General features: G+C 36.5%; 6 protein-coding genes. 4 read left to right on the top strand and 2 right to left on the bottom strand.

Annotated features, from left to right (window positions below; translation table 11 throughout):
• Window positions 1-15: 15 nt before the first annotated feature.
• Both OQ292_RS17740 and OQ292_RS17735 read right to left on the bottom strand, forming a co-directional pair.
• Complete coding sequence (locus tag OQ292_RS17740) at window positions 16-204, bottom strand: PspC domain-containing protein (RefSeq protein ID WP_284683481.1); 189 nt, start codon at window positions 202-204, stop codon at window positions 16-18.
• A gap of 93 nt (window positions 205-297) precedes the next feature.
• Window positions 298-12,930 (bottom strand): PKD domain-containing protein, encoded by a 12,633-nt coding sequence (locus OQ292_RS17735; protein ID WP_284683480.1) that lies wholly within the window; start codon window positions 12,928-12,930, stop codon window positions 298-300.
• A 514-nt stretch (window positions 12,931-13,444) separates the two neighbouring features.
• On the opposite strand from OQ292_RS17735, the gene OQ292_RS17730 reads away from it, so the two are divergent.
• Genes OQ292_RS17730 through OQ292_RS17715 form a run of 4 tightly spaced genes read left to right on the top strand, consistent with a single transcriptional unit; the run spans window position 13,445 to window position 16,945 of the window.
• Entirely contained in the window at window positions 13,445-14,800 is a 1,356-nt protein-coding gene (locus OQ292_RS17730; RefSeq protein WP_284683479.1) for a 4Fe-4S dicluster domain-containing protein, read from the top strand.
• 30 nt (window positions 14,801-14,830) lie between these two features.
• A complete protein-coding gene (locus OQ292_RS17725) occupies window positions 14,831-15,625 on the top strand; it encodes a (Fe-S)-binding protein (RefSeq protein ID WP_284683478.1) in 795 nt (264 codons plus the stop codon).
• Between the two features lie 47 nt (window positions 15,626-15,672).
• A complete protein-coding gene (locus OQ292_RS17720) occupies window positions 15,673-16,176 on the top strand; it encodes a hypothetical protein (RefSeq protein ID WP_284683477.1) in 504 nt (167 codons plus the stop codon).
• Window positions 16,177-16,189: 13 nt separating this feature from the next.
• The gene (locus tag OQ292_RS17715; RefSeq protein WP_284683476.1) at window positions 16,190-16,945 is read left to right on the top strand and encodes a copper homeostasis protein CutC; all 756 of its coding nucleotides are present in this window, start codon (window positions 16,190-16,192) and stop codon (window positions 16,943-16,945) included.
• Window positions 16,946-16,965 lie beyond the last annotated feature (20 nt).

Raw genomic sequence — 16,965 nt, 5'->3', positions numbered from 1 at the left:
CTCAGTTTTGATTTCTTAATATTCATATTCACTTGGCATGATAAAAGATAAAATGGCGTAAACCAATAGTGTGGTACCAAAACTCACAATTACACTCACACCAAATAAAGCTCTTACCACCGTTGCATCAATTCCTAAATAATTTCCAATTCCGCCACAAACCCCAGTTAACATTTTATTATAGCTTGATTTTACAAGTTTCATAGTATAAAGTTTTTGTTTTATATAAGGAAAAATTGACTTTAAGGTTTGAATATTTTTACAAAAAGTCAATTTTTTCCTTTAGCGGTATTTTAATTATCTGATAAGTGTAACTGATCCTCGAACAGTATACTTCTTAGCAGGATCTAACTCACTACCATAAGTGGCTATATAAGGGAAAGGTCCTGCTTGCAGTTCTTTTCCTAAATAAATACCATCCCAACCATCTTTAGTATCGCTTGTTAAGAAGATAACTTCTCCCCATCTGTTATAAATCTCCAAGTGATAATTAATAATATGCTTTCCTTCAACTAAGAACTCATCATTTAATCCATCACCATTAGGTGTAAATGCAGTAGGGAAATATACTTCTGGTGGACATCTATCTAAAATTGTGATACTGCTTCTATAAGTACACCCGAATTCGTTGGTTACAGTAACATGGTAGATACCTTCTTCGGTAATAGCTGCTTCTCTATCAGTAGAACCAAGCTCTTCCCACACATAAATATCACCTTCGCCAGCATCTAACATTAATGGTCCTTCATCAAAACAGTAAACTGAATCTTCTGATGGGAATGCAGGTTCAGGTAAAGCTTTAAAATCAACATTAAAGGTTTTATTAAAGATACATTCTTTACCTTTATAGTTAACTACAGCTTCTACTGTATACACTCCACTTTCCATCACAGCTATTTGTTGAATAGAATCACCTGTAGACCATAAGTAAGTAGCATCGTAACCCGGAATTTTTGCATCTAATGTTACAAATTCACCTTCACAAGCTACTATATCCTCTTCTGCTGGTGGTGCTGGAATTACATGAACCGTAACAGTTGCTGGTGCTGAACATCCATTTTCATCAGTTACTATCACTTCGTAAGTAGTATCTTCATCAGGACTAACAATGATTTTCTGACTAGTTTGATCAGTATCCCATATGAATGAAATACCACCACTTGCGATTAATTCGGTTTGTTCACCTTCGCAAATCCAAACATCTTCTCCTGCAAATGCATCTGGTAATGGATTCACAGTGATAGAGTCAGTATAGATACTTGTACAACCTGTAATACCAGTAACCATTATGCTAACAGCATATTTACCTGGTTTATCGAAGATATAGCTTACCTCCTCTCCACTCTCTTCGAATACACCATCATTATCCATATCCCATTTTTGATCCATTATTGGTCTACCAAAATCAGAAGATATATCCATGAAAGTAGCTGCATTACCAATACACACATTATCTACCGTAAAGCCTGCAATAGGAGCTGGATAAATAAATACTTCTTGTTCTACCGTATTTGTACAACCATTCGCAGTTGCTACAGTAAGATTGACTGTATAAACACCAGCAGCACTATAAGAGTAATCTGGTATTTGCACATAAGAAGAATCTCCATTCCCAAATGACCATGTCCAACTTACAATTTGATTCTCACTAGCAAAAGGATCAGAAATAGAAGATAAATCTCTAATTGCAATTGGTGAATTCATACAAGCTGGATCAACTTCAAAGTTTGCAACTGGCAATGGATAAACTTTAACATTCTGAGTAAATTCGTCTGTACACTCAGTATTAGATGTCACTTTTAGTGAAACTGTATACTCTCCTGCACCATTGTATTTATGAACTGGATTTTGTAAAGTAGATGTAGCACCATCACCAAAACTCCACTCCCATTTCTCTACACTATAATCTTTGGCAAAGTTACCGTCTTTATCTAATACCATAGATTCATCAATAAACTCAACATCCTCATCCTCACAATAACTTTGGTAGGTAAAGTTTGCTGTTGGGTTTGGATAAACGATCACATCATAGCTAATACTCTTCACACAGCCCTTGTCTGTTGTTGCTGTTAATGTCACCGTATAAGTACCTGGTGTATTAAAAGTATATTGTGGATTTTCATCTGTTGAAGTATCTTCATCTCCAAATTCCCATAACCATGCAATAATACTATTACCAGGAATATCCAATCCATCTTTATCCTTCCCTATTGTCGTGTTATTAGTAAAATTCGTTGGTTCATCATAACATACCTTATCATGACTAAAATCAGGGATAGGATTCGGGTTCACGCGGATACTCTCTGTAACACCATGACTACATCCATTATTGGTCGTCACTGTCAAGGTTACATCATAATTTCCTGGTGCTAAATAAGTATGACTCATCGTTGGATCGCTACTACTCGCTGTCTTTGTATCTCCAAAATCCCAACTCCATGTTACTATCTCCTGTACATCACCTGTGCCATTTACATAACTACTCAAATCAATAAAACTACCATCTGTAAAGTCTGTCGCTGAACCAAAACATACTGGATCTGCACTGAATAAAGCTGTTGGATTCGGGTTCACGCGGATACTCTCTGTAACACTATGACTACATCCATTATTGGTCGTCACTGTCAAGGTTACATCATAATTTCCTGGTGCTAAATAAGTATGACTCATCGTTGGATCGCTACTACTCGCTGTCTTTGTATCTCCAAAATCCCAACTCCATGTTACTATCTCCTGTACATCACCTGTGCCATTTACATAACTACTCAAATCAATAAAACTACCATCTGTAAAGTCTGTCGCTGAACCAAAACATACTGGATCTGCACTGAATAAAGCTGTTGGATTCGGGTTCACGCGGATACTCTCTGTAACACTATGACTACATCCATTATTGGTCGTCACTGTCAAGGTTACATCATAATTTCCTGGTGCTAAATAAGTATGACTCATCGTTGGATCGCTACTACTCGCTGTCTTTGTATCTCCAAAATCCCAACTCCATGTTACTATCTCCTGTACATCACCTGTGCCATTTACATAACTACTCAAATCAATAAAACTACCATCTGTAAAGTCTGTCGCTGAACCAAAACATACTGGATCTGCACTGAATAAAGCTGTTGGATTCGGGTTCACGCGGATACTCTCTGTAACACTATGACTACATCCATTATTGGTCGTCACTGTCAAGGTTACATCATAATTTCCTGGTGCTAAATAAGTATGACTCATCGTTGGATCGCTACTACTCGCTGTCTTTGTATCTCCAAAATCCCAACTCCATGTTACTATCTCCTGTACATCACCTGTGCCATTTACATAACTACTCAAATCAATAAAACTACCATCTGTAAAGTCTGTCGCTGAACCAAAACATACTGGATCTGCACTGAATAAAGCTGTTGGATTCGGGTTCACGCGGATACTCTCTGTAACACTATGACTACATCCATTATTGGTCGTCACTGTCAAGGTTACATCATAATTTCCTGGTGCTAAATAAGTATGACTCATCGTTGGATCGCTACTACTCGCTGTCTTTGTATCTCCAAAATCCCAACTCCATGTTACTATCTCCTGTACATCACCTGTGCCATTTACATAACTACTCAAATCAATAAAACTACCATCTGTAAAGTCTGTCGCTGAACCAAAACATACTGGATCTGCACTGAATAAAGCTGTTGGATTCGGGTTCACGCGGATACTCTCTGTAACACTATGACTACATCCATTATTGGTCGTCACTGTCAAGGTTACATCATAATTTCCTGGTGCTAAATAAGTATGACTCATCGTTGGATCGCTACTACTCGCTGTCTTTGTATCTCCAAAATCCCAACTCCATGTTACTATCTCCTGTACATCACCTGTGCCATTTACATAACTACTCAAATCAATAAAACTACCATCTGTAAAGTCTGTCGCTGAACCAAAACATACTGGATCTGCACTGAATAAAGCTGTTGGATTCGGGTTCACGCGGATACTCTCTGTAACACTATGACTACATCCATTATTGGTCGTCACTGTCAAGGTTACATCATAATTTCCTGGTGCTAAATAAGTATGACTCATCGTTGGATCGCTACTACTCGCTGTCTTTGTATCTCCAAAATCCCAACTCCATGTTACTATCTCCTGTACATCACCTGTGCCATTTACATAACTACTCAAATCAATAAAACTACCATCTGTAAAGTCTGTCGCTGAACCAAAACATACTGGATCTGCACTGAATAAAGCTGTTGGATTCGGGTTCACGCGGATACTCTCTGTAACACTATGACTACATCCATTATTGGTCGTCACTGTCAAGGTTACATCATAATTTCCTGGTGCTAAATAAGTATGACTCATCGTTGGATCGCTACTACTCGCTGTCTTTGTATCTCCAAAATCCCAACTCCATGTTACTATCTCCTGTACATCACCTGTGCCATTTACATAACTACTCAAATCAATAAAACTACCATCTGTAAAGTCTGTCGCTGAACCAAAACATACTGGATCTGCACTGAATAAAGCTGTTGGATTCGGGTTCACGCGGATACTCTCTGTAACACTATGACTACATCCATTATTGGTCGTCACTGTCAAGGTTACATCATAATTTCCTGGTGCTAAATAAGTATGACTCATCGTTGGATCGCTACTACTCGCTGTCTTTGTATCTCCAAAATCCCAACTCCATGTTACTATCTCCTGTACATCACCTGTGCCATTTACATAACTACTCAAATCAATAAAACTACCATCTGTAAAGTCTGTCGCTGAACCAAAACATACTGGATCTGCACTGAATAAAGCTGTTGGATTCGGGTTCACGCGGATACTCTCTGTAACACTATGACTACATCCATTATTGGTCGTCACTGTCAAGGTTACATCATAATTTCCTGGTGCTAAATAAGTATGACTCATCGTTGGATCGCTACTACTCGCTGTCTTTGTATCTCCAAAATCCCAACTCCATGTTACTATCTCCTGTACATCACCTGTGCCATTTACATAACTACTCAAATCAATAAAACTACCATCTGTAAAGTCTGTCGCTGAACCAAAACATACTGGATCTGCACTGAATAAAGCTGTTGGATTCGGATTTACTCTCACTGGGATCGTCACCACTAACTCACAGTTGGTGCTCGTCTCCATTGTTAAGGTCGCTGTGTAATTACCCGGATTCGCATATGTGTGATTTACTACTTGCTCATTACCTGTACCTGTATAATCGCCACTGCCATCCCCAAAATTCCAGGTGCGCTTATCTATGCTGTAACTCTCACTACCCAAATCAACATAACTTGACATATCGATCACACTTGCATCGGTAAACTCCGTAGGCTCACTCAAACATACTTCTGTTACACTCAAATCTTCATCGATACTTGGATTTACTCTCACTGGGATCGTCACTACTAACTCACAGTTCGTGCTCGTCTCCATCGTTAAAGTCGCTGTGTAATTACCCGGATTCGCATATGTGTGATTTACTACCTGCTCATTACCTGTACCTGTATAATCGCCACTGCCATCCCCAAAATTCCAGGTGCGCTTATCGATACTATAACTCTCACTACCCAAATCAACATAACTTGACATATCGATCACACTCGCATCGGTAAACTCCGTAGGCTCACTCAAACATACTTCTGTTACACTCAAATCTTCATCGATGCTTGGATTTACTCTCACTGGGATCGTCACTACTAACTCACAGTTCGTGCTCGTCTCCATCGTTAAGGTCGCTGTGTAATTACCCGGATTCGCATATGTGTGATTTACTACTTGCTCATTACCTGTACCTGTATAATCGCCACTGCCATCCCCAAAATTCCAGGTGCGCTTATCGATGCTGTAACTCTCACTACCCAAATCAACATAACTTGACATATCAATCACACTTGCATCGGTAAACTCCGTAGGCTCACTCAAACATACTTCTGTTACACTCAAATCTTCATCGATACTTGGATTTACTCTCACTGGGATCGTCACTACTAACTCACAGTTCGTGCTCGTCTCCATCGTTAAAGTCGCTGTGTAATTACCCGGATTCGCATATGTGTGATTTACTACCTGCTCATTACCTGTACCTGTATAATCGCCACTGCCATCCCCAAAATTCCAGGTGCGCTTATCGATGCTGTAACTCTCACTGCCCAAAGCAACATAACTCGACATATCGATCACACTTGCATCGGTAAACTCCGTAGGCTCACTCAAACATACTTCTGTTACACTCAAATCTTCATCGATACTTGGATTTACTCTCACTGGGATCGTCACTACTAACTCACAGTTCGTGCTCGTCTCCATCGTTAAAGTCGCTGTGTAATTACCCGGATTCGCATATGTGTGATTTACTACCTGCTCATTACCTGTACCTGTATAATCGCCACTGCCATCCCCAAAATTCCAGGTGCGCTTATCGATACTATAACTCTCACTACCCAAATCAACATAACTTGACATATCGATCACACTCGCATCGGTAAACTCCGTAGGCTCACTCAAACATACTTCTGTTACACTCAAATCTTCATCGATGCTTGGATTTACTCTCACTGGGATCGTCACTACTAACTCACAGTTCGTGCTCGTCTCCATCGTTAAGGTCGCTGTGTAATTACCCGGATTCGCATATGTGTGATTTACTACTTGCTCATTACCTGTACCTGTATAATCGCCACTGCCATCCCCAAAATTCCAGGTGCGCTTATCAATGCTGTAACTCTCACTACCCAAATCAACATAACTTGACATATCTATCACACTCACATCGGTAAACTCCGTAGGCTCACTCAAACATACTTCTGTTACACTCAAACCTTCATCGATGCTTGGATTTACTCGAACACTCTTAGTATAATCATGACTACAACCTTTATCAGTTGTTACTGTGAGTGTAACACTATAATTACCAGGAGCTGAATAAGTATGGAATGGATTTGCTGAAGTGGATGAGTTACCATCACCAAAATCCCAATTCCAATCGGTAATTGAATTTCCTGCTATTGGCAATCCATTTACATCATTCTCAATAGTAGAAGAGTCTATAAAACTTGTATTTGCACCAAAACATACTTTATCAGCACCAAACAAAGCAATTGGATTTGGATTGATCACTACTGTTTCACTACTTATTCTCTCACAACCTAAAGAGGAAATAATTTTATGGTTCACAATAAATGAACCTGCTTCTGGAAATGTATAACTACTACTTGTTCCACTTGCTTCAAAGACTCCATCATTATCAAAATCCCAGAAGAACTGAGTTACAGCACTACCTCCCGGATTATCAGAAGCATCATTGAAGGTCACTAAATCTCCATTACAAATATTCCCTGAATTATAATTAAAGTCTATATTAGGATAGGTATCAATTACAACATCTTTAGTAATCGTCATTGAACAACCGATGTTTGTAATGATTCTCAATGTAACTGGATATGTACCAGCAGATGGGAAAGTATAAGCTAAAGAAACTCCTGAAGAATCGAAAGTACCATCATTATCCAAGTCCCAATCGTAATCTGTAATAGTATATGCCGGATCACCTGGATCAGAATTCGATGCATCTAATGTTGTAGGGAAGCCTTCACAAACTTTTGTAATATCAAAATCTGGAATCGGAATAACTACATCTTTTACAACTATTTCTTTAGAAACTGTATAAGAACAACCATCAGAGGTTGCTATAGTTAATCTTGCATCTGTTAAAATAACTACTGAGTCACCAGAACTCAAACTTGCTAACTCTGGGAAGTCTGAAATATCATATTGATAATCTGTATTTAATCCTGTTTTGTCTATAGTTCCATCACCATCAAAATCCCATGAATAGCTTACTATACTTAAAGTATCAGGCTTAGTAGAGTTATCATATAGATTTATAGTTGCTCCATCACAGACATTGAAGTATGTGAAATCAGGAGTTACTGAAGGAATCGAAATATCTGAGGTATAGAAAGCCTGACAGTTATCTGATGAAGTTACTCTTAATGCAATTGTATATTCACCCGGAGTTGAATATGTATTTTGTACAGTTTCTGCTGTAGTTACATCTCCTGAAATATCAACATTAAATGCACCATCATAGCTTAAATCCCATTCGTAATTTGTAATTGTAACTCCATCTGCACTTGACGCAGTTGTCGCTGATGTTGCATCGAAAGTAATAGCTTGATCAAGACATGTATTTGAAACTGAGAATGTTGCAACAGGCAAGTAATATATCGTAATTGACATAGTAGCTTCATCAATACAACCTCTGTTGCTTTCTGTTCTTACTCTTGCTGTATAATTTCCTGGTGCTGGATATAAATATGATACTGTAGCACTTGAAGTAGTTTGATCAAAAGTACCATCACCATCAAAATCCCAGTGATAATTTGATATTTCAGGAGTATATCCTAAATCTGATCCATTTGCTGTTGCAAATCTTCCTGTTATAGATGAAGCACTTGCATCAAAATCTATTGTGTTACCAAAACATTTTGCAGCTCCTGTTAAGGTGGTTATTCCTGCAATTGGTGTTGGGTGTACAGATACGTTATTTGTAATTTCGTCTTGACAAGACTGATCTGATGTTAATTTTAAAGAAACTGGATAAATACCAGGTCCTGGAAATGTATGATCTAAAGCACTTAAAGAAGCTCCAGACTCTTCAAAAACATTATCATCATCAAAATCCCACTCATAAAAATCAATTGTACCAGTAGCAATATTAGAATCATCTGTAAAAGAAATAGCATCACCATCACAACTACCACTTACATTAAAATCTGGTTCAGGTAAAGGATAGATTACTACTGGAATAGGTGTTTCTGCTTGATCATCACAACCATTGTCAGAATATGCCCTAAGAGCCACATAATATGTACCTGCAGAAGTATACGTATGATTTGTAACCTGATTAAAAGTAGGACTATTTACAGTTTCATCAACAGTAAAATTAGACCCATCATAATCAAAATCATACTCTATTCGCTGAATAACTGTAGTACCTGGACTTGTTGATTTATTTGTGAAAGATACAGTTACACCACCAGCAGTAAAACAAACCTGATCACCTGTAAATTCAAAATCGGCTACAGGATTCGGGCTATAAGTTACAGTAAAATCATCTGAACTTTGGCAAACTATATCAGAGCCATCTTCCACCCAAATTTCTACTGTATATGTATCCACTTGGTCTGCAGTAATGCCTGATGGAGCCGTAACAGTAATTTCATCAACATCGGAAGCAAAGGCTGTCCCAGACCCATTTTTATACCAGCGATAATGCATGGTGCCTAATGTCAAATTCTGTGAAGAGTTAAAAGCACTTATAGTCTGATCTCCTTCTGACACACAGAATTTTTGATTACTTATTGAAACAGTTGGACAAGGTAAAACAGTTACTTGTAATGATGTTGGTGGTGCATATTGACAACCATCATATGTCAAAATCATTTTTGGCGTATAAACTCCTGCTGTATTATAAGTATAACTAGCAGTTGAGTCTCCTGCTGCTCCAAATGCTATAAATGTACCATCGCCTGTTTCCCAACCATATTGGTTTGCAGTAGTATCAGAAGTACCAGTATAATCAACTGGAAGAGGAACATAACCCATTCTTTCAACAACACCTATTGTCTCTTCAACTGTAAAAGTTCCTGTAGGTCCATCTACTTGAACCACATCTTCTACTAAAATTGTACTAATACAACCGAGATCATCCATAACAGTTAGACTCACATCGTAATCACTTGGATGGTTATAAATTTTACCTGGGTTTTGTAAAGTAGAAAAAGTACCATCTCCGAAATCCCATAGCCAACTTACTATAGTGACAGTTGGAGCAGATATAGACGTATCGGCAAATGAAATGGCCGCAGGTGGGCAATTGAATGTATTTGGAATAGCCACAAAACCAGCTTGTAAAGCTGGACCAAACATCACATCAATTGATTTTGTTATGGTATTTGTGCAACCAAAAGCATCGGTAACTTCTAATGTTACATTATGTGTTCCGTCTGGGAATGTATCTGATACAGTTAAGCCTGAACCTAAAGTAACACCTGGTGCATCTGTTGACCAGGTAAAAGTTAATGGCCCGATACCAGTACTATCTACTTCAATTGCTTCAAAGTTTACAATTATCTCATCACAAGTTCTTACTGAATCAATAAGGAAATCTGGCTGTGGTCCATAAGGGTTTACCTCTACATATCTAGTACTTATACAGCCATCATCAGTTTCGACTGTAAGAGATACTTGATATGTGTCTGTTTGTGGAACTTTAGCTTTATCAAAAGTATAATTAAATACAGTTCCATTTCCAGTTGGAACACCATCTACACTCCAAGTTCTGTTTATAATAGGTGAAGGAGCAGTAGATATATCTTCAAGTTCAATACTTAAAGGAGTACATCCAGTTAATGCTGTATTCGCTTGAATTTGCACCTCCGGGCCTATAATATCAATAAATGCAGTAAGTACAGTATCTTTAATACAGCCATTTCCAAAGTCAATTTCTAATCTTGTATCATAAGCACCCGGAGTTGTAAATAATACAGTTGGGCTTTGCTCATATCGAATTGTATCTCCTATATACCATGTATAACTGGCAGCCCCAACAACCCCAGTATTAAATGTGATTGAGTTGTCTACACATATAGTTGTATCGCTTACAGAGGTATTGAAATACTGTAAAGCTGGAGGCATTGTAATAGTTCTAAATTCAATATCAGAACAACCTGTTGCATTATTAGAAACTTCCAATTCAACATCAACATCAGTACCTGGCTCAAAAATCAACACTAAATCTTCATCAGCACTTGTAAATACATTGCCTAAATAATCTGTAATGGTCCACTGTCTAGTATCATCACCTACTGAATTATCAAATAATCGCAATGTATCTGGATAACATTCATCTGTTAAAACATCGTAGTCGGCTACTGGTGGTTGAATATCTATTATTTGAGTAAAAACTTGAGTTGATAAAATATACTCACATCCATTTGATCTGTATCCTAATGCAATAGTTACTGGACCAGGAACTCTGTTAGAATAAGTGTGCGTGGCAATATCAGTTACATCAGTAGTAATTAACTCTTCGTCGAGTGTAGTACCATCATAATCAAAATCCCAAATAAACTCTACAGGATAGCTTGATACTACAGTAGAGTTATTGGTAAACTGTATTTCCATGTTATTACAAACCACAAATTGATCTGGTGTAAAATCCAGATCTGTTGGTGGTAACCCAATATGTAAAATATCATTTTGAGTAACAGTTTCTGAACATTCTGCATTAGACGCAGTAAGTGTTACTGAATATATTCCTTCGCCTGAAATATTAAATGTTGGGTTTTCTTGGTTTGAAGTTGCTACAACATTGCCACCATCGTCTGTCACCACCCAATCCCAGTTTGTAACTGGGACAAAAGTTGTTGTATTATTAGTGAAATTTGTTGTTATGGTATTACAACCTTCTATAACGTCCGGAGCAAAATCAGGTACGATTGGCTCCGATCTTATCGTCATGGTAGTTCTATCAATACAACCTTGCGAGTTTTCAATTTCTAACTCAGCGGTGTATGTTCCATAACCACTATAAGTAAAAGGTGCTGGATCTGGATTGGTATCATCTACAATTCCATCTCCATCAAAATCCCATCTATAAATTGTCCCATTTTCAGAAGCACTTCCATCAAAATCAACACTAAAACTAGATGTACAAAACTGTGTACGATCGGCGGACATAACCGCATTAATTTCTGGATGAACTGTAATGAAATCTGTCTGAGTTATAACTCCTCCACAAGTACCATCACCACCTGTAACTCGCATTGAGACTGTATATGTTTGCGGTGAGTTTCCTGTATTTGTATAAGTAAAAAAAGCAGATGATCCAGAATCATCATAAACTCCATCACCATCAAAATCCCATTCAACTGTTTGAAAGGGAAATTGTACATTAGAATCATCAGTAAACAAAACAGTCATCGGAGAACAGGACTCTGTTTGATTTACTGTAAAGCTTTGCTGATAGTCGTAAAGCTTCACAACACCTGCTTTAACCTCTGTATTCGAGCATCCACTAGGTATATCTGTAACGGTAAGTGTTACATCATATATAGTTGAATCTCCTGTTAGCGAAAAAAGATGAGAAGGGTTTTGAAGATTAGAGTCTGAAATACCATCACCATCAAAATCCCATTCATACAAAAATGGACCAGTAGCAGTAGTCTTGGTACTATCAGTAAAATTTACAAGAATTGAACTAGAACATGTAATTTGTTCTTCTGGAGTAAAATCAACATCTAGCTGATCAATTACATTTATATAGTCAGATACGACATAAGTATTTTTACAGCCATTATTATCTTCTACAAATAGCTTTACATCATATAAACCCGGATCGTTAAAAGTATAGGTAACTGTATCACCTGTGGCCACACCACCAGAACCAAACTCCCAGATAATATTTCCAGGATCAATTCCAGCATCACCAATAGTGATATCACTATAAAAAGTAACAGTAAGAGGAGAACAGCCACCTTCAATGTCAGACGAAAAAGTTGGAGTTGGTCCTGCAAAAACTGTTATAAAATCATTTTTATCAATAGTTTCCGAAGTACCATCATTATAATAAATAGTAAGGCTTACGTCATATGTACCGTTTGAAATGTAAATTGTTGAAGGTGTTTCAAGAATAGAATTTGTTCCATTTCCTAAATCCCATTCATATGGATTTGATGTTCTCAAAGTCTTAGCTCCATCTGGTATTGGCTCAAAGCCTACTACCAATGGTCCGCAACCAGATTCAGAACTTCCAGAGTTAACCTGGAAATCACCCTGCCCATACGCATGAACTATGGAGAACATAAAAAAGAGCACACTCCAGTTTACCCTTTTTTTAAGAAGTTTCAAGTGTTCCAATGCTTGTCAATTTTTCGGGTTTATTAAATGTTAATGATTCAAAACCATTACACTTAATATTTGAAAAATCTATTCCATTGAACTACCACAATTTGTTTATTACATAGTTCTTATTACATCATTTATTTTTTTGAATTCACAATTAAAACTTACTTCTATATCTATTTTCTAGTAAATTTAAACGGAGTTTGAATAAGAATTTATTTATAAATTAAATAATCTTACTTTTGAACAATTTTAAGATACTCAGTTTAAAAGCTAATTTTTAAGTTTTTTGAAAGGTTTCAATAAATTCTACTTGAATTAAGCCTGTGTAACTTTTGTAAGTTTATTTTAAAAATTCAACTTCTATACATCATTACAATCTATTTGATATACTTATCTATCATTATTTTTTTCTCATTTAAATAATGGGATATTTTGAGATTAGGATAGAATATTTATATTTGAATTGTTATGCATGCATAACTTTTTTTTGAAGGTACTTTATCCCAATAAACATCTCATGGAAATATTCATTAGTTTATTTCAACAACTCTGTTTTCTGGGTTTAATCGCAGCGACTGCTTTAGCTATAGGTAATAGAATAAAAACAATAAGCAGAAATATTAAGCTGGGTAAAAGCGAAGACAGAACTGGTAATAAAAATGAAAGAGTGAAAAAAATGCTCCTTCTAGCATTTGGCCAGAAAAAAATGTTTGACAGACCATTTATTGGCCTGATGCACTTTACTATTTATGCCGGATTTCTAATAATTAATATCGAAATTTTAGAAATTATCTTAGATGGAATAACTGGAAAACACAGGTTATTTGCCCCCCTTTTAGGAAATATTTATCCTTTTCTTATTGGCTTCTTTGAACTACTCGCACTTGGCGTAATAATTACCTGTTTAATATTTCTTTTTAGAAGAAGCTCAGGCCTTATACCAAGATTCGAAAAACCAGAAATGAAAGGCTGGCCAAGTAAAGATGGCAAAATTATTCTTATTTGGGAGATTGCATTAATGCTTGCACTCTTTACAATGAATGCTACAGATAGTATTTTACAAGGGAGAGCTAATGAAAGCCAATACATTGCTTCTCATTTTCATCAAGTAGGTTCTTTTTTGGTAAGTCAAGCGTTTGTACCACTTTACGAAAACCTATCTACTGGTACATTAGTGGCAATTGAAAGAATATCTTGGTGGATACATATTTCAGGAATTTTTGCCTTTTCAATTTATATAACTTACTCCAAACACTTACATATTGCTCTGGCGTTTCCGAACACCTACTTCTCTGACTTACAGCCTAAAGGTGAGATGAAAAACATGGATGCTGTAACCAAAGAAGTAAGAATTATGCTTGAGATGGAAAGTGCTGGAGCTGATGCAAATGATGAAGAAGTTGCCACTTTTGGTGCTAGAGATGTAACAGACCTTACTTGGAAAAACATAATGGATGCCTATAGTTGTACTGAATGTGGAAGATGTACTTCTGTTTGTCCAGCTAACCAAACTGGCCAAAAGCTTTCTCCCAGAAAAATAATGATGGATGTAAGAGATCGTGCAGAAGAATTTGGGAAAAACATTGATACTAATGGAAAGGATCACGATGATGGAAAGTCTCTATTCGGAGATTACACTAGTAAAGAAGAATTAATGGCTTGTACTACTTGTAATGCTTGTGTAGAAGCTTGCCCTATTCATATAAATCCATTGGATATAATTCTACAACAAAGAAGATATGTTGCCATGGAAGAATCTGATACACCAGCATCTTGGAATGCTATGTTTTCTAATATCGAAAACAATCAGGCTCCATGGGCTTTTCCTCCAACAGACAGATTTAAATGGTCTGAAGAATTTAACAAGGAATAATTACTAAAACAATTCACAAAATAATCATTCATGGACAACACCACCAAAATACCTACTATGGCTGATCTAGCCGCTGAAGGAAAACAACCCGAAATTTTATTTTGGGTTGGATGTGCCGGTTCATTCGACGATAGATACAAGAGAGTAACTATTGCCTTTATAAAAATTTTAAATGCAGCTAAAATCAATTATGCTGTTTTAGGTCCAGAAGAGTCTTGTACAGGTGATCCTGCAAGAAGAGCAGGTAATGAATTTCTATTCCAAATGCAGGCTGTTCAAAATATAGAGGTATTAAACACTTATCAAATAAAGAAAATTGTAACTGCATGCCCACACTGTTTCAATACAATTAAAAATGAATACCCTGTCTTAGGTGGAAATTATGAGGTTGTTCATCACTCCACGTATCTCCAAGAACTTATAGATTCTGGAAAGATAAAACTCCAAGAAGGTGGTGAGTTTAAAGGCAAAAAAATTACCTATCACGATTCTTGCTATTTGGGAAGAGCTAATAATATTTATGAAGCACCAAGAAAAGTTTTAGAATCTATTGATGCAGATTTAGTAGAGATGAAAAACTGCAAAAAAAATGGTTTCTGCTGTGGAGCAGGTGGAGCCCAAATGTTTAAAGATGCTGAAAAGGGCAAAAAAGAAGTAAATATCAAAAGAACTGAAGAAGCACTTGCAACTGGAGCTAAGGTTGTTGCCTCAGCTTGTCCATTCTGTATGACCATGATGAGCGACGGTGTAAAGAACAAAGAGAAGGAACAAGAGGTAAAAGTTTTAGATATTGCGGAACTTGTCGCTATTAGTAATAAGTTGTAGTTTTAGCACACTTATTATGAAATAATTTAAATTACTCACACAACACTATGTACATACAATTTTCAGAATTGCCAGCTTCATCAAGGGTTTGGGTATATCAATCTAACAGAAAATTCGACCCTAAAGAACAGAATATTGTTGAGGATTTGCTTACAAACTTTATTAGTCGTTGGCAATCGCACGGAGCAGAATTAAAGGGATCATTTAAGATCATGTATCAACAATTTATAGTTCTAGCTGTCGATACTACTACAAATTTACCTTCTGGATGTTCAATTGATAGTTCGGTTGCAGCGCTCAAAGAAATTGAGAAAACATTAAATGTTGATCTATTCGACAGAATGAATATTGCCTTTTTAGAAGAAAACAATCATATCTATACCTTCAACTTTAGAGAAATTGAAGAGGCAATTAACTCTGGTAAAGTAATTCCACAAACTATTACATTCAATAATTTAGTGGATACAAAAGAAAAATTCGAAAACGAATGGCTTATTACAGCCTCTAATTCGTGGTTAAAAAAATATTTTAGTAAAGTAACTCAAAACTAAGAACGGATAATTTTTGAAAAAAAATAATAGAATTCTCGAAGTGTGTGCAGAGTCTGTTCAATCAGCCATAGCCGCATTCGAAGGAGGTGCAGACAGAATAGAATTATGCAGTGATTTATTGGAAGGGGGAATAAGTCCTTCTGCAGGATTGATAAAAGCTGTAAAAAAATATTGCAACATACCAGTATTTGTGTTGATCAGGCCTAGAGGAGGAGATTTTTTATATGACGATGAAGAAAAAGAAATTATTCTTCATGATATAGAAACAGCAATAAATATTGGTGCAGATGGGATAGTATCTGGCTTTTTAAATAAAGATGGTACTATCGATATAGATTTTACCAAAAGAGTTGTTGAGCTTACTCATCCTCTCCCATTTACATTTCACAGAGCATTTGATGTTGCCAAAGAGCCTTTTACTGCTTTAAAACAGCTAATAGATATGGGTGTAAAAAGAATTTTAACTTCAGGGCAGAAAAATACAGCATTAGAGGGAGCTTCTTTAATTAAAAAATTAATAGAAGATTCTGATAATAAACTCCAAATTTTAATTGGAAGTGGTATTAATAGCAATAATATTCTCGAAATTCTAAATAAAACTGGAGGGAATGAATTCCACGCATCTTGCAGAAGCGAGTTCAATAGCAAAATGGAATATATACATCCAGATGTAAAAATGGGTAAAGAAAATACGCAAGGGGAATATTCAATTCAGATCACAGATATCGAAAAAGTAAAAGATATTAAAAAAGTTTTAAGCAGCGTTTAGGAAGTTATCAAAATAAAAAA

The organism is Chondrinema litorale, assembly GCF_026250525.1.
GTDB lineage: Bacteria > Bacteroidota > Bacteroidia > Cytophagales > Flammeovirgaceae > Chondrinema > Chondrinema litorale.
The sequence above is the reverse complement of the archived record's forward strand: the minus strand, read 5'-3'. Positions and strand labels throughout refer to the sequence as shown.